At 65.0% G+C, this 19,358-nt stretch carries 14 protein-coding genes and 1 tRNA gene; 8 read left to right on the top strand and 7 right to left on the bottom strand.

Annotated features, from left to right (window positions below):
• Nucleotides 1-506: 506 nt before the first annotated feature.
• On the top strand, nucleotides 507-4,322 hold the full coding sequence (locus QHG62_RS25645; RefSeq protein WP_281148406.1) for a DUF748 domain-containing protein: 3,816 nt from the start codon (nucleotides 507-509) through the stop codon (nucleotides 4,320-4,322).
• A 131-nt stretch (nucleotides 4,323-4,453) separates the two neighbouring features.
• Nucleotides 4,454-7,375 carry a DUF349 domain-containing protein gene (locus tag QHG62_RS25640; protein WP_432445633.1) on the top strand — a complete coding sequence of 974 codons (2,922 nt, stop codon included), beginning with the start codon at nucleotides 4,454-4,456 and terminating at the stop codon, nucleotides 7,373-7,375.
• Between the two features lie 83 nt (nucleotides 7,376-7,458).
• Here the strand turns inward: QHG62_RS25640 and QHG62_RS25635 are convergent, their stop codons facing one another.
• The 6 genes from QHG62_RS25635 to QHG62_RS25610 form a co-directional block, all read right to left on the bottom strand.
• Nucleotides 7,459-8,055, bottom strand: a complete 597-nt coding sequence (locus QHG62_RS25635) for a hypothetical protein (protein ID WP_281148404.1) — start codon at nucleotides 8,053-8,055, stop codon at nucleotides 7,459-7,461.
• Nucleotides 8,056-8,150: 95 nt separating this feature from the next.
• Entirely contained in the window at nucleotides 8,151-8,942 is a 792-nt protein-coding gene (locus tag QHG62_RS25630) for a zinc-dependent peptidase (RefSeq protein ID WP_281148403.1), read from the bottom strand.
• An 8-nt stretch (nucleotides 8,943-8,950) separates the two neighbouring features.
• Nucleotides 8,951-9,721, bottom strand: coding sequence for a UDP-2,3-diacylglucosamine diphosphatase (locus tag QHG62_RS25625; RefSeq protein WP_281148402.1), 771 nt, complete (start codon nucleotides 9,719-9,721; stop codon nucleotides 8,951-8,953).
• A gap of 35 nt (nucleotides 9,722-9,756) precedes the next feature.
• A complete protein-coding gene (locus QHG62_RS25620) occupies nucleotides 9,757-10,269 on the bottom strand; it encodes a peptidylprolyl isomerase (RefSeq protein WP_157614400.1) in 513 nt (170 codons plus the stop codon).
• 33 nt (nucleotides 10,270-10,302) lie between these two features.
• Complete coding sequence (locus QHG62_RS25615) at nucleotides 10,303-10,902, bottom strand: peptidylprolyl isomerase (RefSeq protein WP_432445632.1); 600 nt, start codon at nucleotides 10,900-10,902, stop codon at nucleotides 10,303-10,305.
• Between the two features lie 92 nt (nucleotides 10,903-10,994).
• On the bottom strand, nucleotides 10,995-11,585 hold the full coding sequence (locus QHG62_RS25610) for a tetratricopeptide repeat protein (protein WP_281148400.1): 591 nt from the start codon (nucleotides 11,583-11,585) through the stop codon (nucleotides 10,995-10,997).
• 191 nt (nucleotides 11,586-11,776) lie between these two features.
• Between QHG62_RS25610 and cysS the strand changes: the two genes are divergently transcribed.
• The 6 genes from cysS (at nucleotide 11,777) to QHG62_RS25580 (ending at nucleotide 17,262) form a co-directional block, all read left to right on the top strand.
• The gene (gene cysS / locus QHG62_RS25605; RefSeq protein WP_281148399.1) at nucleotides 11,777-13,153 is read left to right on the top strand and encodes a cysteine--tRNA ligase; all 1,377 of its coding nucleotides are present in this window, start codon (nucleotides 11,777-11,779) and stop codon (nucleotides 13,151-13,153) included.
• Nucleotides 13,154-13,170: 17 nt separating this feature from the next.
• Nucleotides 13,171-13,821 (top strand): DNA-3-methyladenine glycosylase family protein, encoded by a 651-nt coding sequence (locus QHG62_RS25600; protein ID WP_281148398.1) that lies wholly within the window; start codon nucleotides 13,171-13,173, stop codon nucleotides 13,819-13,821.
• Between the two features lie 16 nt (nucleotides 13,822-13,837).
• The gene (locus QHG62_RS25595) at nucleotides 13,838-14,818 is read left to right on the top strand and encodes an acetyl-CoA carboxylase carboxyltransferase subunit alpha (protein ID WP_281148397.1); all 981 of its coding nucleotides are present in this window, start codon (nucleotides 13,838-13,840) and stop codon (nucleotides 14,816-14,818) included.
• An 11-nt stretch (nucleotides 14,819-14,829) separates the two neighbouring features.
• Complete coding sequence (tilS, locus tag QHG62_RS25590; protein WP_281148396.1) at nucleotides 14,830-15,807, top strand: tRNA lysidine(34) synthetase TilS; 978 nt, start codon at nucleotides 14,830-14,832, stop codon at nucleotides 15,805-15,807.
• Between the two features lie 67 nt (nucleotides 15,808-15,874).
• The gene (locus QHG62_RS25585; protein WP_281148395.1) at nucleotides 15,875-17,143 is read left to right on the top strand and encodes an aspartate kinase; all 1,269 of its coding nucleotides are present in this window, start codon (nucleotides 15,875-15,877) and stop codon (nucleotides 17,141-17,143) included.
• A 26-nt stretch (nucleotides 17,144-17,169) separates the two neighbouring features.
• A tRNA-Ser gene (locus QHG62_RS25580) sits at nucleotides 17,170-17,262 on the top strand.
• 49 nt (nucleotides 17,263-17,311) lie between these two features.
• Here QHG62_RS25580 and QHG62_RS25575 read toward each other — a convergent pair.
• Entirely contained in the window at nucleotides 17,312-19,123 is a 1,812-nt protein-coding gene (locus QHG62_RS25575; protein ID WP_281148394.1) for an ABC transporter ATP-binding protein, read from the bottom strand.
• Nucleotides 19,124-19,358 lie beyond the last annotated feature (235 nt).

The following is a 19,358-nucleotide window of genomic DNA, read 5'->3' as shown; positions in this document are numbered from 1 at the left end:
CCGCGCATGGAGGTGTAGGGGTGAGGGCGCGGCGACCTGATCAAGCCGTGGGGATTCGGCAGCGGGTTCAGGGGCCCCTGCTGGGTCTGGGGCAGGCCAGGGGCAGGCGGATTCTAGCGTGGCTAAATACTCGGTCAAGCATAAGGATCTATTTCCTTATGTGATTACATATTTAAACAAATCCAACTTTTTGATTCGAAGCACAAGGGAAATCCCTTGGGAGCAGGCATTGCATTGCAGGCGAGCGGCGTCTAATCTGAACAGGCCTGAGTTCTCAGGCGGTTTTCCGAAATCCGGCAGCCCGAGGTGCAAGTCAAGGGCTCGAACGATGGAGGATCCACGGCGGCAATCTCTTGCTGCCAGCACGGCAGGAACCATTGACTTCCGGTCGCGCGAAACGATGGCATGGGTCTTATGCCCGCCATCAAGCCCGGTAATGAGACTTTCGTCGAATTGCCGGGCTTTCTTGTTTCTGGCTTTGCTTCTCTTTGCGGCACACTCCCGCGATGGATGTAGCTTCGCTCAAACAAAACAAATGGATGCGGCGTGGGATCGTCGCCTTGTTGATTCTTCTGGCCTTGTGGGCCATTGCGTGGCTCGCTGTTCCGCCCATCGCCAAGAGCCAGATCCAGAAGATCGCAAGCGAGAAGCTCGGCCGGCAGGTCACCGTAGGCAAGATCGACTTCAAGCCCTGGACCCTCGAACTCGCGCTGAACGACCTGAGCATTGCCACGGCCGACGGCAGCCGGCCCCAGGTGGCCATCAAGCGAATCTATGCCGATGCCGAGCTGCAGTCGCTCTTGCGCCTGGCGCCTGTGATCGATGCGGTGTCGGTCGAGTCGCCTGCCATCCTCCTCACCCATCTTGCCGACGGCAAATACGACATCGACGACATCGTGGCCAAGCTCGCGGCCGGCTCGCCGCCCGACCCCAAGGCCGAGCCGGCGCGCTTTGCGATCTACAACATATCCATCAAGGACGGCGCGGTCGACTTCGACGACCAGACCGTCAAGCGCAAGCACGAGCTGCGCGACTTCGTGCTGAACGTGCCGTTCCTGAGCAATCTGGCTTCCAAGCGTGACATCAACACCGAGCCCAAGCTTGCCTTCACCCTCAACGGCAGCAAATTCGACTCGGCAGCGCTCACGACGCCGTTCGCCGAAAGCCGCAAGACCGACGCCCATGTGCAGTTCAAGGGGCTCGACCTGGTGCCGTACCTGGGCTACATACCCGGCGGCTTGCCGGTGAAGCTGCAGGCCGGCAGCCTGGATGCGGACCTGAAGATCGACTTTGCCCAGGCTCCCGCGCCCGGCCTGAAGATCACCGGCACCATCGAAGCCCGCGGCGCCAAGCTGGGGGATGCACGGGGCCGCGACTTGCTGGCGTTCGAGTCGCTCAAGCTGGCGCTGGCCGACGTGCGGCCGCTCGAATCTGTATTCCACCTGAGCGAAGTTGCGCTCTCCAGTCCGCAGCTTGCGGTCGCCCGCGATGCGAAGGGCCAGCTCAACCTGCTGGCCACCGATCCGGCCACCGGGGCTGCCGAAAAAGTGGCGGCCGCTCCCGCTCCCGCTGCTGCGGCAAGTGCTCCGGCCGGCAAGGCGCCTGAAAAACCGAAGCTCAAGGTCCAGGTCGACAAGCTCGCGCTCAGCGGCGGGCGCATCGGATGGCGCGACGAAACCGTCAAGCCTGCAGCGGTGGTCGACCTGAGCGCCCTCGGCCTCGATGTGACCGGTGTGACCTGGCCCATGGAAAAGCCGGCCCAGTTCAACGGCAGCACCGCCGTAGCCGGCGCAACGCTCAAGTTCAAGGGCAACGCCACCGACAAGGCGGCCGACGTACAGACCGAAGTCGAGGCGCTGCCGCTGTCGCTGGCGGCTCCTTATCTGGCGCAAAGCCTGGAGCCCACGCTCGACGGCAAGCTCAGCGGACAGATCGACATCGCCTGGGCGCAGCCCGACCTCAAGTTCAAGGCCCGGCGCCTGGCCGCCGACGGCCTGGCGCTCACCCAGGCGAAGACCGCCCTGGCGAGCGTCGGCCGCTTCGAACTGGTCGACGCCGAGGTCGACATGACGAAGCACACGCTGAACGTGGCCTCGTTCACCGCCACCAATCCGAAGGTACATATAGAACGCGACAGCGAAAAGCGCTGGATGTTCGAGCGTTGGCTCAAGACGCCCACCGCCGGCGGGGCGGCGGAGGCCAAGGTGGCCGCGCCAAAGCCCGCGGACGCCGGGACCGCGGCGGCATCGTCCGCCGCCAACACCAAGCCGTGGGCATTGACCATCGGTACGCTCGCGGTCGGCAACGGCACGCTCTCCTATGCGGACAAGGCCAGTGCCACGCCGGTGGCGGTCGAGATCACCGCACTCAACCTGAACGCGCAAAAGGTCGCGCCCGAGACCGGCACGGTGTCGCCCCTGCAGATTTCAGGACGCATCGGCTCGCGGCGGGCCGAGCCGGGCCGCTTCGACTACAAGGGCCACGTGGTGCTCAAGCCGCTTTCGGCCGAGGGCCGGCTCGAAGTGGCGTCTTTTCCCGCCCACGCGTTCAAGGCCTACTACGGCGATGCCCTCAACGTGGACATCCGCCGCGCGTTCGCGAGCTATCGCGGCACCGTGAAATATGCAAGCGCACCGGCGGGCATGACCCTGAAGCTTGCGGGGGACACGGCACTCGACGACTTCCGCGCCAACAGCGTCTCGCTCACCCAGTCGCCCGGCTTCGACCGCAATACGAACCAACTGCTGAGCTGGAAGACCTTGAGCCTGCGTGGCCTGCAGGTGAGCATGGCGCCCAACGCGCCGCCGGCGGTGGACGTGCGCGAAACCACCCTGACCGACTTTTTTGCCCGTGTGATCGTCGACCCTACCGGGCGGCTGAACCTGCTGAACCTGACCAAGAAGGGCGAAGCGGAAGGCAATGCCGCGGCGGCAACCAGTGCCGAGGCAAAGACCCGCAGGAGCCTGGGCGGAACCAGCACCACCACGGCGCCCCTGCCGCAGTCCGGCGGCGCACCGGCGTCGGCCGAGGCCATCGTCGGCGGCAGCCCCGAGCCGGCCAGGCCGGCTTCGGCCGCTGTTGCAACGGTGCAGGCCGAGGCTGACACGGGGCCCAAGCCGGTCATCAATTTCGGCCCGATGAGCCTGGTCAACGGGCGCATCGACTTCACCGACCTGTTCGTCAAACCCAACTACTCTGCCGACCTGAGCGAACTGACCGGCAAGCTCAGCTCCTTCTCGTCGAGCCCGCCCAAGGGCGAGGGCGGCCGCCCGGCGCTGGCCGACCTGGAACTGCGTGGCAAGGCACAGCAGACGGCGGCGCTTGAAATTACCGGCAAGCTCAATCCACTGGCCAAGCCGCTCGAGCTCGACATCACGGCCAAGATGCGCGATCTCGACCTGGCGCCGCTGTCGCCATATTCCGTGCGCTATTCGGGCCACGGCATCGAGCGCGGCAAGATGAGCATGGACGTCAACTACAAGGTTGCGGCCGACGGCCAGCTCACGGCTACCAACAAGCTGGTGCTCAACCAACTGCAGTTCGGCGACGAAGTGCAGGGCGCTCCCAACAGCCTGCCGGTCCGGCTTGCAGTGGCCCTTCTTGCCGACCGCAATGGCGTGATCGACGTCGACTTGCCGCTGCGCGGTTCGCTCAACGATCCGCAGTTCAGCATCGGCCCGCTGATCTTCAAGGCCATCGTCAATCTCATCGTCAAGGCGGCAACGTCGCCGTTCAGCCTGCTCACAGGTGGACTCGGCGGGGGCAGCGGCGAGTCGAGCACCATCACCTTCGAACCCGGCAGTTCGGTGCTCGGCGCCAGCGCCAAGGAAAGCCTGGACAAGGTCGTCAAGGCCCTGGTGGAGCGTCCGGCCCTGCAGATGACCGTGGTGGGCACTGCCAGCCTCGAGCGCGAGCGCGAGGCCTACCAGCGCCAACGCCTGCGCCAACTGGCCCAGGCCGAAAAGCGGCGCGCGGCGGTCCGCGGCGGCCAGGCGGCAACCGATGTTCCGCCGGTCACGGATGCCGAATATCCCGAACTGCTGACGGCCGTCTACAAGCGATCCGACATCACCAAGCCGCGCAACATGGTCGGGCTTGCCAAGGACCTGCCGGTGAAGGAAATGGAAAACCTGCTGATCACCAGCATCCCGGTCGATGAAGAGTCGATGCGGCAACTGGCCGTGGAGCGCGGCGCCGTGGTGCGCGACTACCTCTTGGCGCAAAAGCTTCCGAGCGAGCGCTTGTTCCTTGGCGCCGTGAAAACCAAGGCAAGCGGTGCCGACTGGAAACCGGGCGCCGAACTCGACCTGGCCATGAAGTAGGGCAAAAGAGCACTTGGTTTTTTGCGCCGGCCCGCTATATATGTAGGCCGCCGCCCGGGCCTGCCGGCAGCTATTTGGCTGCTGTCCCGGCATGGAATTCAACCGCCCGCCACAACTGGGTGAAAATGTCGATGTGCGCCGGCCTTTGCCGGCGCCTTCGCTTTCTCTCTTCAGACAACGATTTCGCGCAAGTGACCTCTACTTCTTCCAAGCCACACGACCTCCAGGCCCTCGACACGCTCACCGGCGGCGCCTTCACCGCGCCAACTTCGGGCGAGCGCGCCGCGCGCATCCGCGACTGGCTCGCGGGCAACCCCGCGCCCGAGCAGATGCAGGAAGTCTTCAAGGAGCTGAGCGGCCGCGACAAGGGTGCGGCGCGCCTCTTGCGCGAAAAGCTCGACGAACTCAAGCGCGCCAAGGGCCAGGAAGCCATTGCTGCCGAATGGGCGCAAAAGGCCGAGGCGCTGCTGGGCCAGTCCAAGCTCAACATTGCCGACGCGCTCGCCTGGCAGCGCGATGCCGCCAAGGCCGGCGCGCCGCTCTCGCGCGAGCCGCTGGCCGGTTTCAAGGTGCAACTCGCCGAGCGCGTGAAGGGCATCGAAGACCTGCAGCACCGTGCCCAGGTGCACCGCGAAGCCGCCGTGCTGCTCGCGCAGCGCTTCGAAGTGCTCTCTACCAAGGGCTGGCAGGACGCCCAGGCCGCCGAGGAATCGCTGCGTGCCGACGTGACCCATTGGCAGCAACAGGCCGCCGACATCACGGCCGATGCCAACTGGACCAGCCTGGACGCCAGGTTTGCCCCGCAGCTCGAATCGTCGAAAGCCCAATTGCTGGTCGTCTCCGATGCGTTCCATGCCGCGTTGGCCCAGGCGCAGGCGGCCGCTGCCGACCCTGCGGCACCCCTGCCGCCAGTGCCCGTGTGGGCAGACGAGCTGCGCGCCGCGCGCGGCGAAGTGGTGGCGCCCAAGGCCGCGCCCCCCAAGCCGGCCGCACCCAAGGTGGATCCGGCCGTGCGCGCAGCCGCGCAAGACGCTGTGCAAGCGGCCCTTGCCAAGCTCGAGCAGGAAACCGCCGAAGGCCACGGCAAGGCCAGCGCCGGTGCGGCCGCGGCATTGCGCGCGGTGCTGAAGGAACACGGAAAGCTCGTCGATGCCCCGCTCGAAGCGCGCGTGCATGCGGCGCTGGTGGCGGCCGGCGAACTAGAAGGCTGGCAGCGCTGGAGCGCCGACAAGGTGCGCGAAGACCTTGTGGCCAAGGCCGAAGGCCTGCTCAAGCGCCCTGAAGGCCAAGCCCTCGGCGGCCGCAAGATGCAGGAAACGCTGCGTTCGCTGCGCGACCAGTGGAAGCAGGCCGACCAGGGCGGCGTGCCGAATCACGCGCTGTGGAAGCGCTTCGACGAGGCCTGCAACGAAGCCCACAAAGTGGTGGAAGCCTGGCTCGAAAAGGTTCGCGCCGATGCGGCCGAGCACCGCGCGCATCGTGTGGCACTCATCGAAGAGGTCAAGGCCTGGGCGGCCGAGCACGCCACCCCGTCGGACCTGAAGGCGCACAACCGCGCGCTGCACCAGTTTGCAGACCGCTGGCGCGATGCCGGCCATGTGGGCGAGAAAGTGTTCGCCGAACTGCAGCGGCAGTGGAACGAAGCATTCGGCGCCGCGCGCGCCCCGTTCGAAACTGCGCAAAAGGCCAGCATCGAGCGGCGCCAGGCCATGATCGCCGAGGCCGCCGAGCTCGGTGCCCAGCCCATGCTGCGCATCGATGCCGTCAAGGCACTGCAGCAGCGCTGGCAGGCCGAGGCACAGAGCGTGCCGCTCGACCGCCGACATGAACAAAAACTGTGGGACGCGTTCCGTGCACCCATCGACGAGGCCTTCAATCGCAAGACCGCCGAGCGCGAAAAGTCTGCGACCGCAATGAGCGAACACGATCGCCACGTGCTCGAGGCGTCCAAGGCGCTCGACGCCGCCAATGCCGGCGGCGACGTGCAGAAGATTCGCGCTGCCATCGCCCGGCTCGAAGCTGCGCTGCGCGGCGAGGCGCCCCCGCCCGCACCCGCAGCCTCCAGCGACGGACCTTCGGTCGGCGCCACCGAGGTGGTCGCGCCCGGCCAGGCTGCGGCCGAATTCGGTGAAAGCGCTGAACAGGCCCCGGGCTCAAGCGATGCCGAAGCCCTGCCAGGCACGCGCGCCGAGCCGCCGCCTGCTGCCAGCGCCGATCTGGTGGCCCCTGCCGATGGTGCCGATGCGTCGGCGCGAGCCGACAGCGCGGCACACGTAGGCAGCGAGCCTGCTTCGGCCGAAGAAGCCAAGGCACCGCCCGCACCGCCAAAGCCGGCTCCCAAGCCGGTGGTTGCCGTGCGCGGTGACGACCGCCCCGGCAACAAGAAGGCCGAAGCCGCCCCGGCAGCCCGCGCGGGTGGCAGGTTCGGCGACCGGCGCGATGGTGCCCGTCCCGGCCCGGGCGGCCCTGGTCGCCCCGGTGACCGGGGAGCGCCTCGTGGTGCTGACGGCCGTGGTGACCGCAGTGACCGCGGAGCACCGGCCGGACGCTTCGGCGACCGCCCACCGCGCTTCGAAGACCGCGGTCCGCGGCTCGGCGACGCCGCCTTCCGCGCGCAGCGCGAAGCCCTCGAGCGCGCGGACATGGCACTGCGCAAGCTCGCGGCCCAGGCCCACGGCGAAGCGCTCACGCAAGTGCTCGGCGCATGGGAGCAGCGCGATGCATCGAAGCTGCCCAGCGTTCAGGAGCTGGGACGCGCAGTAACGCCCGCAGTGCGCACCGGCTGGTCCCAAGCCATCGGCTCTGCGCCCAAGGCTGCACCCGATGAAGCCGCCGAAGCGCTGCTGCGCCTCGAAATGGCCGCTGAAGTGCCAACGCCCGCCGAGCAGCTCGACGCGCGCCGCGCACTGCAACTCAAGCTGTTGACGAAGCGCGGCGATCCGCCGCCGGCCCAGACCTGGGGCCAGGACGCCGGCAAGGTACTGGCCGCTGCACATGACAGTGCGAGCGCACGCCGCCTGCAGAACGCGTTGAAGGCGCTGCTGCGCAAGTAAAGCGCGCACCCGCACCCGCCTCGCGGCCATGAAAAAGGCGCCCCTCGGGGCGCCTTTTTCATGGTGCGATGAAATCGCGCGGGTCAGACTTTCTCGCCGATCACGGGCGTCTGGACGGCGGCCGCCTGCTCGGCCGCATGGCCGCTGGCGATGCGGCGCCGGGCGAACAGTCCGCCGATGCCGAGCAGCAGGGCCAGGGCGCCGATGATCAGGGTGCTCTTGTCCGTGGCCAGCGATGCTGCGACCTTGTCCTTGTTCTCCATGATCTTCTGTACGTCCGCCAGGGCGACCACCGGCTGGCCCTTGAGCTTGGCCTCGTAGACGAGGTTGTTGTCGGAGGGATCGATGCGAACTTCGACGGCTTCGTCGATCAGCGGCTCGACCTTGCTCCGGCCAATGGCATGGTCGACGCGCCATTTCTCGATGCTGCCGTCGGCGAGCTTGGCATCGAGCACGAAGTAATGGCGCGTCGTGGTGCCGCCGCGGCGGCGCTTGGTGGTCTCGGTGATCTCGCTGCCGCTGACGACCGTGCCGCTCTTGGCGACGAGGTCTTCCACCGCGGTGCCGTGCGTGTCGGCGCCCGCCTTGAACTGCGCATAGGCTGCCCAGCCCAGGATGCCGACGCCGAACAGCAGCGCGATCCATGCCTTGCCCGTGAGCTGATAGAACCAATCCCTCATGTTGTTTACCTTTTTTCGGTGAGTTGATAACCCGCCGATGGTAAAGGGCAAATTGCTATCGGATACGTAGCAATGAACAAAGAGTGGACGGGCGATCAGCCCTGTTTAGGCCGAAAGAATTCATCGAACAGCGCCACGACTGCCGGGAAGTCGCGGCCGAAGTTGCGACGGTTCACGAAGTAGGCCTCGCAGGCCACCGCGAAGAATTCGCTGATCGAGGTCGCGCCGTAGTCGTCGAGCCATGGCGGCTCGGCGCCGAAGCGGTCGGCAAGAATGGTTTTTTCGCGAAACTCTTCATATGCCGGCTGCAGCACCGCAAGCCACGCGGCACGTGCCTCGCGCGCGCTGCTCTTGCCCGCAAACCCCGCGGGCAGCGGCGGGCAGCCGTCGGCATTGCCTCCGCGCATGTCGATCTTGTGCGCGAACTCGTGAATAACCACGTTGTAGCCGCCGTCCGTCGTGATGCCGCTTGCGAGCACGTCTTGCCAGCTCAGCATCACCGGGCCGCGGTCCATGGCTTCGCCGGCCACCACCTCGTCGTATTCGTGCACCACTTGCGCCTCGTCCACGATCTTGCGCCGCGCGACCACTTCCGACGGATGCACCACGATGCCGACGAAATCGTCGTACCAGTCCAGCCCGCCTTTCAGGTTCAGCACCGGCAGCACGGCCTGCGCGGCAATGGCCAGCGCAACCTCGTCGGTAATGACGAATCCCTGGGTGCCATGAAACTCCTTGTCGCGCAGGAATTCGGCCGTGAAGGTACGCAGCTTTTGCTGTGCGGCGTGAGGCAAGTCGCCGAGGAAGGCATAGCGTTCGAGCGTCGCCTTCCAGGCAGCCTCGGGAATTGGGGGCAGGGCGCGCAACCGGCGCAGCCACTTGAACATTGCGACGGCTAGCGCAGATCGACGCGTTGTGCGCCGGCGGGCGAAAGGCAAAGCAGCTGTGCGCGCGGCGGGTGGGCCGCGACGTCCCAGTCGCTCAGCACCAAGCGCCGGAGGCCGTCTCCCAGGTCGTGGTCGGCGGGCCGGTGCGTGTGGCCGTGCACCAGCGTGCGTGCGCGCGCCTGCTGAAGCCATTGGCGGGCTGCACCACCGTCGACATCGGCCCAGCGCGCAGAAGCGTCGCGTTTGCGGTCTTCGCTTTGCTCGCGCATCGACCGTGCGAGCGCCCGGCGCTCGGCCAGCGGTCTGGCCAGGAACGCGGCCTGCCAACCAGGCGTGCGCACCTGGGCGCGAAACTTGAGGTAGTCGGTGTCGTCCAGGCAAAGAATGTCGCCGTGGCTCAGCAGCCAGCGTTCGCCGTGCAGCACCAGCACCGTGGGGTCGTCAAGCAGCGTGAAGCCGCACCGGGCCGCAAGCGCCGGGCCCACGAGGAAGTCGCGGTTGCCGTGCATGAAGTACACCGGCAGCCGCTCGGCCGTGCGGCGCAGCAGCTCGGCGCAGTGCGCCTCGAAGCCGGGCAGGGCAGCGGTGTCGTCGCCCACCCACACTTCGAACAGGTCGCCCAGGATGATCAGCGCATCGGCCGGTGTGGTCTGCAAATAGCCCTGCCACGCCTCGAAGGTGGCGGGCTCTTCGGCCTGCAGGTGCAGGTCGGAAATCAGGTCGACAGTGCGCCACGTCGGCGGGGCGAGAAGCTCCTTGAAAGCCGGATTAGCCGCCATGCCGATGTGCGCCCCGCCTTCTGTTGCCGGCTCCGTTATTCGGAGACGACGACAGCCTTCTCGATCACGACGTCTTCGAGCGGCACGTCATCGTGGAAGCCCTTGCGGCCCGTTTTCACGGCCTTGATCTTGTCTACCACGTCGGTGCCGCCGGTGACCTTGCCGAACACCGCGTAGCCCCAGCCCTGGGCTGAAGGGGCGGTGTGGTTCAGGAAGCCGTTGTCGGCCACGTTGATGAAGAACTGGGCAGTGGCCGAGTGCGGGGCGCTCGTGCGGGCCATGGCCACGGTGTAGTTGTCGTTCTTGAGGCCGTTGTTGGCTTCGTTCTCGATTTCGGCGCCGGTGGGCTTTTGCTTCATGCCGGGTTCGAAGCCGCCGCCTTGCACCATGAAGCCTGGAATCACGCGATGAAACACGGTGTTGTCGTAGTGACCGTTCTTCACGTAGTTGACGAAGTTCTCGGCCGACTTGGGCGCCTTGGCGCTGTCGAGTTCGAGCGTGATCACGCCGTAGTTCTTGATGTGCAGTTCGACTTTGGGGTTGCTCATGAGGGAGTCCTTCTTTCGGATGTGTTCGAGAAATTACTTCGCCAGTGTGGCGGACTTGATGATGATGGGCTCGAGCGGCACGTTCTGCATGCCGCCCTTGTTACCAGTTTGCACTGCGCGAATCTTGTCGACCACCTCGGTGCCAGCCACGACACGGCCGAAGACGGTATAGCCGTAGCCGTCGGGGCTGGGCGCATTGAGCGAGTCGTTGTTCTTCACGTTGATGAAGAACTGCGAGGTGGCCGAATTGGGGTTGCCGGTGCGAGCCATGGCGATGGTGTAGCGGTCGTTCTTGAGGCCGTTGCTGGCTTCAAGCGCGATGGGCGGTCGCGTGGGTTTTTGTTGCATGTCGGCAGTGAAGCCGCCGCCCTGGATCATGAAGCCGTCGATCACGCGGTGGAACACCGTACCGTCATAGTGCTTGTCGTTGACGTACTGCAGAAAGTTCTCGACCGTCTTGGGCGCCTTGGCTTGGTCGAGCTCGACCAGGATGTCGCCGGCCGAAGTGGCGAGCTTCACGCGTGGCCCGGCCTGTTGCGCATGCACGGCGCCGGCCAGGGCCAGCGAGGCCACCAGCGCGAGCGCGCCGCGGCGGCTGTATCGTGCGGACGGGAAGTTGAAGAAGGCTTGGATCGTCAAGGAAAGCTCCGTGTGCGAATGATTGGAAGGCGCGGGCCCGGCAAGGCAAGTTGCCCGGGCCATTGCACGTTCGGCCGGCTACTTGCTTATTTGCTCGGTCGGCCGACTGGTTTGCGAACTTCGGCAGGCGGCGCCGGCAGCGTTGCAGCTTGCGCTTCGGCCTTCGGGTTGAAGATCTGGCGGATCAGCGCGAGCTTGGGCGCCACGCTGGCGTTGGTGCTGGCAAATTGCTGCGCCCGCACATATTCCTGGGCCGCGAGGCGCGCATACACGTCGCCGAGATTTTCATGCGCGGTGGCGTAGTTGGGGTTGAGCCTGAGCGCCTGTTCCAGCGCGGCGCGCGCCTGGTCGAATTTGCTTTGCGCTGCATAAAGCGCAGCAAGGTTGTTGTACGGTTCGGAGAGTTCCGGAAAGTCTTGCGTCAACTGCGTGAACGCGGCAATGGCCTCGTTCTGCTTTTTTTGCTCGGTGAGGATCACACCGCGCAGGAAGCGCATTTGCGGATCGCGCGGCTTGCCGGCAATGTAGGCGTCGGCCTTGGCAAGCGCTTCGTTCGACTTGCCCTGGCGCAGCAAGGTGTTCACGTCGTCGTAGTCGTTGGCATGCGCGGCGGAACCCCACAGGCTGAAGAGCAGTGCAAAGGCAAGGGAGAGTTTGGAGAACGCGACGTGCTTCATGAAGCCTCGGCAAGATTGGGAAATGCGGGCCTCGAAAACACCCGGAATGTACACGGCAGCAGCCGTTTATACTGCGAAGCATTGTAGCCGAGGGGCCATGTCCAACCCCTCGCGGCCACTGTCCCGTCACCCCTGAAATCAACGTCGTTCGCCCGTGCCGCACGTGCGCGAAGCGACGCTTTCCGAGCCTCATGAGTCTGCGCATCTACAACACGCTTTCGCGTGAACTGGAGGAGTTCTCCCCATTGCAACCGGGCCGGGTGCGCATGTACGTGTGCGGCATGACGGTCTATGACCTGTGCCACATCGGTCATGCCCGCATGATGATGGCCTTCGACGTGGTGCAGCGTTGGCTGCGAGCGAGCGACTACGCCGTGACCTACGTGCGAAACATCACTGATATCGACGACAAGATCATTGCTCGCGCGGTGCAGCGTGGCATCACGATTCGCCAACTGACTGATGAAGTCATTGCCGCCATGCACGAAGACATCGGCGCGCTTGGCATCGAACCTCCCACTCTGGAGCCGCGTGCGACGGAGTACGTTCCGCAAATGCTCGGCATCATCGAGACGCTGGAGCGCAAGGGGCTGGCCTATCGCTCGCCCGACGGCGACGTGAACTATGCGGTGCGCAAGTTTCCCGGGTACGGAAAGCTGTCGGGAAAGTCGCTCGACGAATTGCATGCCGGCGAACGCGTCGCAGTGCTCGAGGGCAAGCAGGACCCCCTCGACTTCGTGCTCTGGAAGGCAGCCAAGCCATCCGAGCCCGACGATGCCAAGTGGGACAGCCCCTTCGGCACCGGCCGCCCGGGTTGGCATATCGAATGCTCCGCGATGAGTTGCGCCACGCTTGGTGAAACCTTCGATATCCATGGAGGCGGGGCGGACCTTCAGTTTCCGCACCACGAGAATGAAATTGCGCAAAGCGAGGGCGCCCACGGCAAGCCGCTGTCCCGCTTCTGGGTGCACAACGGCTTCGTGCGCGTGGACAACGAAAAAATGTCCAAGAGCCTGGGCAATTTCTTCACCATCCGCGAGGTGCTCCAGAAGTACGACGCCGAAAGCCTGCGCTTCTTCCTCGTTCGCACGCACTATCGCAGCGCGCTCAACTACAGCGATGCGCATCTGACCGACGCCCGCAACTCGCTCAAGCGCCTTTACACGGCGCTGGACCTGGTGACCCCCGCGCCAGTCGCGCTTGACTGGACGAACCCGCACGCAGCTGCTTTCAAGGCTGCGATGGATGAAGACTTCGGCACGCCTGGGGCCATTGCAATCCTGTTTGAATTGGCCACGGGAGTCCACCGTACGCAGTCCGCGGAAACCGCCGGCCTTCTCAAGGTGCTCGGCGGTACGCTGGGGCTGCTCCAAGGTGATCCCAAGGCGTTCCTGCAAGCGGGCAGCAGTCTCGACGATGCCGCAATCCAGGTGCTGATTGCGCAGCGCGCAGCCGCCAAGGCCGCAAAGAACTTTGCCGAGGCCGACCGCATCCGCAACGACCTTCTGGCGCAGGGCATCGTCCTCAAGGATTCGCCCACCGGCACGACCTGGGCCGCAGCGCAGTGAACGGAACCACCAACCCCATGCCTGCAACCAAGAAATCGAGCGTGCAGATCTTCACGCCCGATTATTGGGAGGAGGCCTGCAAGCACCTCGCCAAGAAAGACCGCGTGATGAAGCGGTTGATCCCGAAATTCGGCGATGCCTGCCTCGAGTCGCGCGGGGATGCGTTCACCACGCTCGCGCGCAGCATCGTGGGCCAGCAGATTTCGGTGAAGGCCGCACAGACCGTCTGGGACAAGTTCGCGGTGTTGCCGCGCAAACTGACGCCGGCCAACGTGCTCAAGCTCAAGGTCGACGACATGCGTGCGGCAGGGCTGTCGGCGCGCAAAGTCGAATATCTCGTCGACTTGGCCATTCACTTCGATTCCGGCGCGGTGCACGTCGACGCATGGAAGGACATGTCGGACGAGCTCATCATCGAGGAACTCGTGGCCATTCGCGGCATCGGCCGCTGGACGGCCGAGATGTTCCTCATCTTTCACCTGATGCGCCCCAATGTGCTGCCGGTGGACGACCTGGGCCTGCTCAATGGCATCAGCGTCAACTATTTTTCGGGCGATCCCGTGAGCCGCAGCGATGCCCGCGACGTCGCCGTGGCCTGGGCGCCTTTTTGCAGTGTGGCAACTTGGTATATTTGGCGCTCGCTCGACCCGGTACCGGTCGCATACTGAACAACAGGAGAAGACGTTGGCGAAACGAACCTTCCTCGACTTCGAGCAGCCCATTGCTGAACTCGAATCCAAGATCGAAGAACTGCGCTATGTACAGACCGAATCGGCGGTCGACATCTCGGAGGAAATCGACCAGCTCGGCAAGAAAAGCCAGCAGCTCACCAAAGACATCTACAGCGACCTGACGCCCTGGCAGATCACCAAGATCGCGCGGCATCCGGAGCGCCCCTACACGCTCGACTACGTCAACGAAATCTTCACCGATTTCGTCGAACTGCACGGCGACCGGCATTTTGCGGACGATCTTTCGATTGTTGGCGGCCTGGCGCGTTTCAATGGCACGCCTTGCATGGTGCTCGGCCACCAGAAGGGGCGCGACACCAGGGAGCGTACGGCGCGCAACTTCGGCATGAGCAAGCCCGAGGGCTATCGCAAGGCATTGCGGCTCATGAAGACCGCTGAAAAATTCAAGCTGCCGGTCTTCACTTTCGTCGATACGCCCGGCGCCTACCCTGGCATCGATGCCGAAGAGCGCGGCCAGTCCGAGGCCATTGGCCGCAACATCTACGAGATGGCGCAGCTCGAAGTGCCGATCATCGTCACCATCATCGGCGAAGGCGGCTCCGGCGGTGCGCTGGCCATCTCGGTGGGCGACCAGCTCGTGATGCTGCAGTATTCCATCTACTCGGTGATCAGCCCCGAGGGCTGCGCCTCCATTCTGTGGAAGACCAGCGACAAGGCGCAGGAAGCGGCCGATGCCCTTGGCATTACCGCGCACCGCCTGAAGGCGCTGGGGCTGGTCGACAAGATCGTTAACGAGCCGGTCGGCGGCGCGCACCGCGACCATCGCCAGATGGCCGCTTTTCTGAAGCGCGCGCTCAACGACGCCTTCCGCCAGGTCAGCGACCTGAAGCCGAAGGAACTGCTCGACCGCCGCTACGAACGCCTGCAAAGCTACGGGCGCTTCAACGACACCAAGGCCGACACCGGCAGGTAAGCAAGCGCCCCATGAACGAAGCCTTCGAACGCGCGATGGCCGCGTTCGAGCCGGCGCATCTGCCGCTGGCGATCGGCTTCAGCGGCGGCGCTGATTCCACTGCCTTGCTCGCCGCTTGCGCATCGGCTTGGCCGGGGCAGGTGGTTGCGTTTCACGTACACCATGGCTTGCAAGCTGCGGCCGACGATTTCGAGCGCCATTGCGTTGCAGTGTGCGAGCGGCTCGGCGTTCCGCTGGTGGTGCACCGTGTCGATGCCCGGCACGCGCAGGGCGACAGCCCCGAAGACGCGGCACGGCGTGCCCGCTACCAAGCTTTTGCGGCAATGGCCAGCTCAGTCGAGCCGGCCGGCGCTATCAAATCCATAGTTCTCGGGCACCACGCAGACGATCAGGTCGAGACTCTGCTGCTGGCGCTCTCCCGGGGCGCCGGGTTGCCGGGACTGGCTGCCATGCCGGCCCATGCGCAGCGCAATGGCCTCGACATCTACCGGCCGCTGCTGGCGGTGCCCGGCGCCGACATTCGCACCTGGCTGAAAGGTCTCGACTTGCCGTGGATCGAAGATCCGACCAACCAGGACGAGCGCTACACCCGCAACCGGATCCGCGCCGTGTTGCTGCCTGCGTTGGCGCAGACTTTTCCGCAATTCCGCTCTACCTTCACTCGCAGCATCAGCCACGCCGCGCAAGCGCGGGAACTGCTGGGTGAACTGGCGGCGCAAGACCTGTCCACAGTGGGTGACCCGCCGCGCATTGCCGCGCTGCGACTGCTTTCGCAAGCTCGCCAGGCGAACGTGCTGCGGCACTGGCTGATGCATGCCCACGGCTGCGCGCCCAGTGCAGCGCAGCTCGACCAACTGTTGAGCCAGTTGCAGGCATGCACCACGCGCGGCCATCGCATCCACCTCAAGGTGGCCAACGGTTTCATCGAGCGCCGGGGCGATTTTCTGCATTGGTACAATTCCAGGCCCTCGCCCAAGGCTTCGCGCTGACGGCTTGCAGGGCGCCGCGCAGGCACTCGGGAGTGGAGCGGCCCTTTCTTTTTCTCTGAATTCACCCATGGCATTGATCGTTCACAAATACGGCGGTACGTCGATGGGCTCGACCGAGCGCATCAAGAATGTCGCCAAGCGCGTCGCCAAGTGGGCGCGTGCCGGCCACCAGATGATCGTGGTCCCAAGTGCCATGAGCGGCGAAACCAATCGCCTGCTCGGGCTCGCCAAAGAGCTGGCGCCGAGCAAACCCGGCGAGGCCCACGGCCGCGAACTCGACATGCTTGCCGCCACCGGCGAACAGGCGTCATCTGCATTGCTGGCCATTGCCCTGCAAGCCGAAGGCATGGAAGCCGTCAGCTACGCGGGCTGGCAGGTGTCGGTGCGTACCGACAACTCGTACACCAAGGCCCGCATCGAGAGCATCGACGACGAACGCGTGCGCGCCGACCTCGACGCCGGCAAGGTGGTCGTCATTACCGGCTTCCAGGGCGTGGACGACAGCGGCAACATCACCACGCTGGGCCGCGGCGGCAGCGACACCTCGGCCGTGGCCATTGCTGCTGCAATGAAGGCGCACGAGTGCCTGATCTACACCGACGTGGACGGCGTCTACACGACCGACCCGCGCGTGGAACCCGATGCGCGCCGCCTCTCGACCGTGAGCTTCGAAGAGATGCTCGAAATGGCGAGCCTGGGCTCCAAGGTGCTGCAAATCCGCTCGGTGGAATTCGCCGGCAAATACAAGGTTCCCCTGCGTGTGCTTTCGAGCTTCACGCCCTGGGACATCGACATCAATGAAGAGGCCAAGTCCGGCACGCTGATCACTTTCGAGGAAGACGAAAACATGGAACAAGCCGTTGTATCCGGCATCGCTTTCAACCGCGACGAAGCCAAGATCTCGGTGCTGGGCGTGCCCGACAAGCCGGGCATCGCGTATCACATCCTCGGTGCCGTGGCGGACGCCAACATCGAGGTCGACGTGATCATCCAGAACCTCAGCAAGGACGGCCGCACCGACTTCAGCTTTACCGTGCACCGCAACGAGTATGCGAAGACGGTCGACCTCCTGCAATCGAAGGTCATGCCCTCGCTGGGCGCCACCGAGATCGTGGGCGACACCAAGATCTGCAAGGTCAGCATCGTGGGCATCGGGATGCGCAGCCACGTGGGTGTGGCCAGCAAGATGTTCCGCGTGCTGAGCGAAGAGGGCATCAACATCCAGATGATTTCGACCAGCGAGATCAAGACCTCGGTCGTGATCGACGAAAAATATATGGAATTGGCAGTGCGCGCGTTGCACAAAGCCTTCGATCTGGACCAACCTGCCGCCTGACAGTGGCATAATCTCGGCTTCTTTCAGGAACTGTGACCGAGTGGCCGAAGGTGCTCCCCTGCTAAGGGAGTATGGGGTGTAGAGCCTCATCGAGGGTTCGAATCCCTCCGGTTCCGCCAGACCCAGCGTCCATGACGCTTTTAAGAACGCACCCTCGGGTGCGTTTTTTCATTTGGAAATCGATTCCGCCTCGCCAGGCGCAACCAGCCGCTGCAGCAACGGCTGGCGCTTCAACACCGCGTCGCGCGGCCCCGCGTCGAGCACTCTGCCGGCCTCCATCACCACCACGGTGTCGAAGCGTTCGAGCAGGCTCAGCCGATGGATCGATGCGACCACGCAGGCGCGGGGGAATGCATTGGCAATCCGCTCCAGCACGCGGGCTTCGGTGCCGGCGTCCAGCGCGCTGGTGGGTTCGTCGAGCAGCAGCAACGAGCTGCCCTGTGCCGCGAGCACGCCGCGGGCTAGGCAAAGACGCTGGCGCTGGCCTCCGGAGAGATTGAACCCACGCTCGGAAACAGGAGTGTCCAAGTCTCCGTTGGTCGCCTTCAGCACTTCGTCGAACGCGCTGGCGTGCAGCGCGGCGTGCAATGAGTCATCGGTGAACGGCCGGCCGAACGAGAGGTTCTCGCGCACGCTGGCTTCGAACACTTCGGTTTCCTGTGGAATCAGCGTGGCGATGCGGCGCAGCTGCGTCCAATCCGTCTGTCTTCCGTCGATGGAGAGCGTGCCTCCGTGCGGCGCGTAGAGGCCCGCGAGCACGCGCAGCAAGGTGCTCTTGCCGCCACCGCTCGGGCCGACGAGCGCAATGCGCTCTCCGCGGCGAAGAGTCAGGGTGACGGCCTTGAGGCCGCCGCGAACAGGTTCTTCATCGGCCACGGCCACCGCGCCGCGCGGTGCATAGTTCCACTGCAAGCCCTCGACCTGCAGCATTTGCCATGCGGCGTCGGGCTCGATGCGCTCGTGCTCGGGGACTTGATCGGGCGATGTTTCTTCCGCGCTGTTCATCGGCGCCTGCCAGATGGGCTCGGCGCTGCTGTAGTCGGTGTGCATGCGCGCGAAGAAAGAAAAATTGGCCGCGACCGATGTCACCACGCCGGCTGCTTGCTGCGCGTACTGGTAGATCATGAACACCGCGCCCAGCATCACCGCCTGGCCCGGGGTGCGCGCCTGCCACACATAGATCACCACCAGGCCCCAGGTCAGCGCCAGTCCCATCAGGTCGACGGCAAACCACTTGCCTTCGTTCAGCACGACGGTGCGCTTGAGCGGCAGCGATATGGCGGCCATGCGGCGGCGCAACAGCAGGCGCGAGGCGCCCTGCACGCGCAGGCCGATGACGGTCGAGGCATTGCCCAGGAAGTCGAGCAGGGCGGATACGTAGCGCCGGTCCGCGTCGTTCTCGGCGCGGGCCAGGCGCATCAGCGCCTTGTCGATCTGAAGGATGACGACGGCGATGAGCACATAGCCGCCCAAGGCGGTGAGCCCGCTGGTGCGCGACAGCAGCGCAAGGGCGACCAGCGGCCCGACGAAGTTGACGGCATTCGTGAGCCAGATGAACTGGTTCTGCGCAAAATCGGACAGTGCCCGGCTGGCTTGGTGCACGCGATGTTGCAGCTCACCCGAATGGTGGCTGTCATGCCAGACGAGCGGCGCCGCGGCAATCCGCGCATAGAGCCGGTCGGCCACCGCCTCGCGCACTTTCACTCCGACGTTGCGCTCCAGGATGCGCCCTGGGCCGTGCAACGCCCAGGCGCCGACATATACGCCGGCCAGCGTGGCAATCCAGCGGCCAGCCGCGCCAAATTCGTTGCGCTGCAGCGCGTTGATCGCCTGGCCGGCCAGATAGGGCAGGGTGAGCCGGATCAGCTGAGAGGAGGCGAGCAGTGCCGTGGCGCCCAGCAACTGTCCGCGGGCACCTGCGGCAAAGTGCCAGAGCGCTGCGTAGAGTTCGCGGATGGCGTCGCCGGGGTTCTTGTTCATGCGCAGTCTTGCTCCTTTGATGAGACCGGTCGGTGGGCATATCGTGGCACGGCTCCACCTGCGGTCCGAACCGCTCCATGCTCCAAAGGTTTTCCAAAGTATTCAGATTGGCTGCCCCGTCACCTTTGAGAACAAACGCACGGACGCGGCAATTTCAAATTCAGCGTAAATAAATCTCGTCCAACCACCTGGTCGTAGCAGCTTTGCGACAAAACTGGCGCAAAAGTAACCATCT

The sequence above is a fragment of the Variovorax paradoxus genome (genome assembly GCF_029919115.1).
Taxonomy (GTDB): Bacteria; Pseudomonadota; Gammaproteobacteria; order Burkholderiales; family Burkholderiaceae_C; genus Variovorax; species Variovorax paradoxus_O.
The sequence above is the reverse complement of the archived record's forward strand: the minus strand, read 5'-3'. Positions and strand labels throughout refer to the sequence as shown.

Bases quoted from the DNA above. Each gene is read 5' to 3' on its own strand.
- QHG62_RS25645 (WP_281148406.1), top strand. From the start codon at position 507: ATGGATGTAGCTTCGCTCAAACAAAACAAATGGATGCGGCGTGGGATC.
- QHG62_RS25640 (WP_432445633.1), top strand. From the start codon at position 4,454: ATGTGCGCCGGCCTTTGCCGGCGCCTTCGCTTTCTCTCTTCAGACAAC.
- QHG62_RS25635 (WP_281148404.1), bottom strand. From the start codon at position 8,055: ATGAGGGATTGGTTCTATCAGCTCACGGGCAAGGCATGGATCGCGCTG.
- QHG62_RS25630 (WP_281148403.1), bottom strand. From the start codon at position 8,942: ATGTTCAAGTGGCTGCGCCGGTTGCGCGCCCTGCCCCCAATTCCCGAG.
- QHG62_RS25625 (WP_281148402.1), bottom strand. From the start codon at position 9,721: ATGGCGGCTAATCCGGCTTTCAAGGAGCTTCTCGCCCCGCCGACGTGG.
- QHG62_RS25620 (WP_157614400.1), bottom strand. From the start codon at position 10,269: ATGAGCAACCCCAAAGTCGAACTGCACATCAAGAACTACGGCGTGATC.
- QHG62_RS25610 (WP_281148400.1), bottom strand. From the start codon at position 11,585: ATGAAGCACGTCGCGTTCTCCAAACTCTCCCTTGCCTTTGCACTGCTC.
- cysS (WP_281148399.1), top strand. From the start codon at position 11,777: ATGAGTCTGCGCATCTACAACACGCTTTCGCGTGAACTGGAGGAGTTC.
- QHG62_RS25600 (WP_281148398.1), top strand. From the start codon at position 13,171: ATGCCTGCAACCAAGAAATCGAGCGTGCAGATCTTCACGCCCGATTAT.
- tilS (WP_281148396.1), top strand. From the start codon at position 14,830: ATGAACGAAGCCTTCGAACGCGCGATGGCCGCGTTCGAGCCGGCGCAT.
- QHG62_RS25585 (WP_281148395.1), top strand. From the start codon at position 15,875: ATGGCATTGATCGTTCACAAATACGGCGGTACGTCGATGGGCTCGACC.
- QHG62_RS25575 (WP_281148394.1), bottom strand. From the start codon at position 19,123: ATGAACAAGAACCCCGGCGACGCCATCCGCGAACTCTACGCAGCGCTC.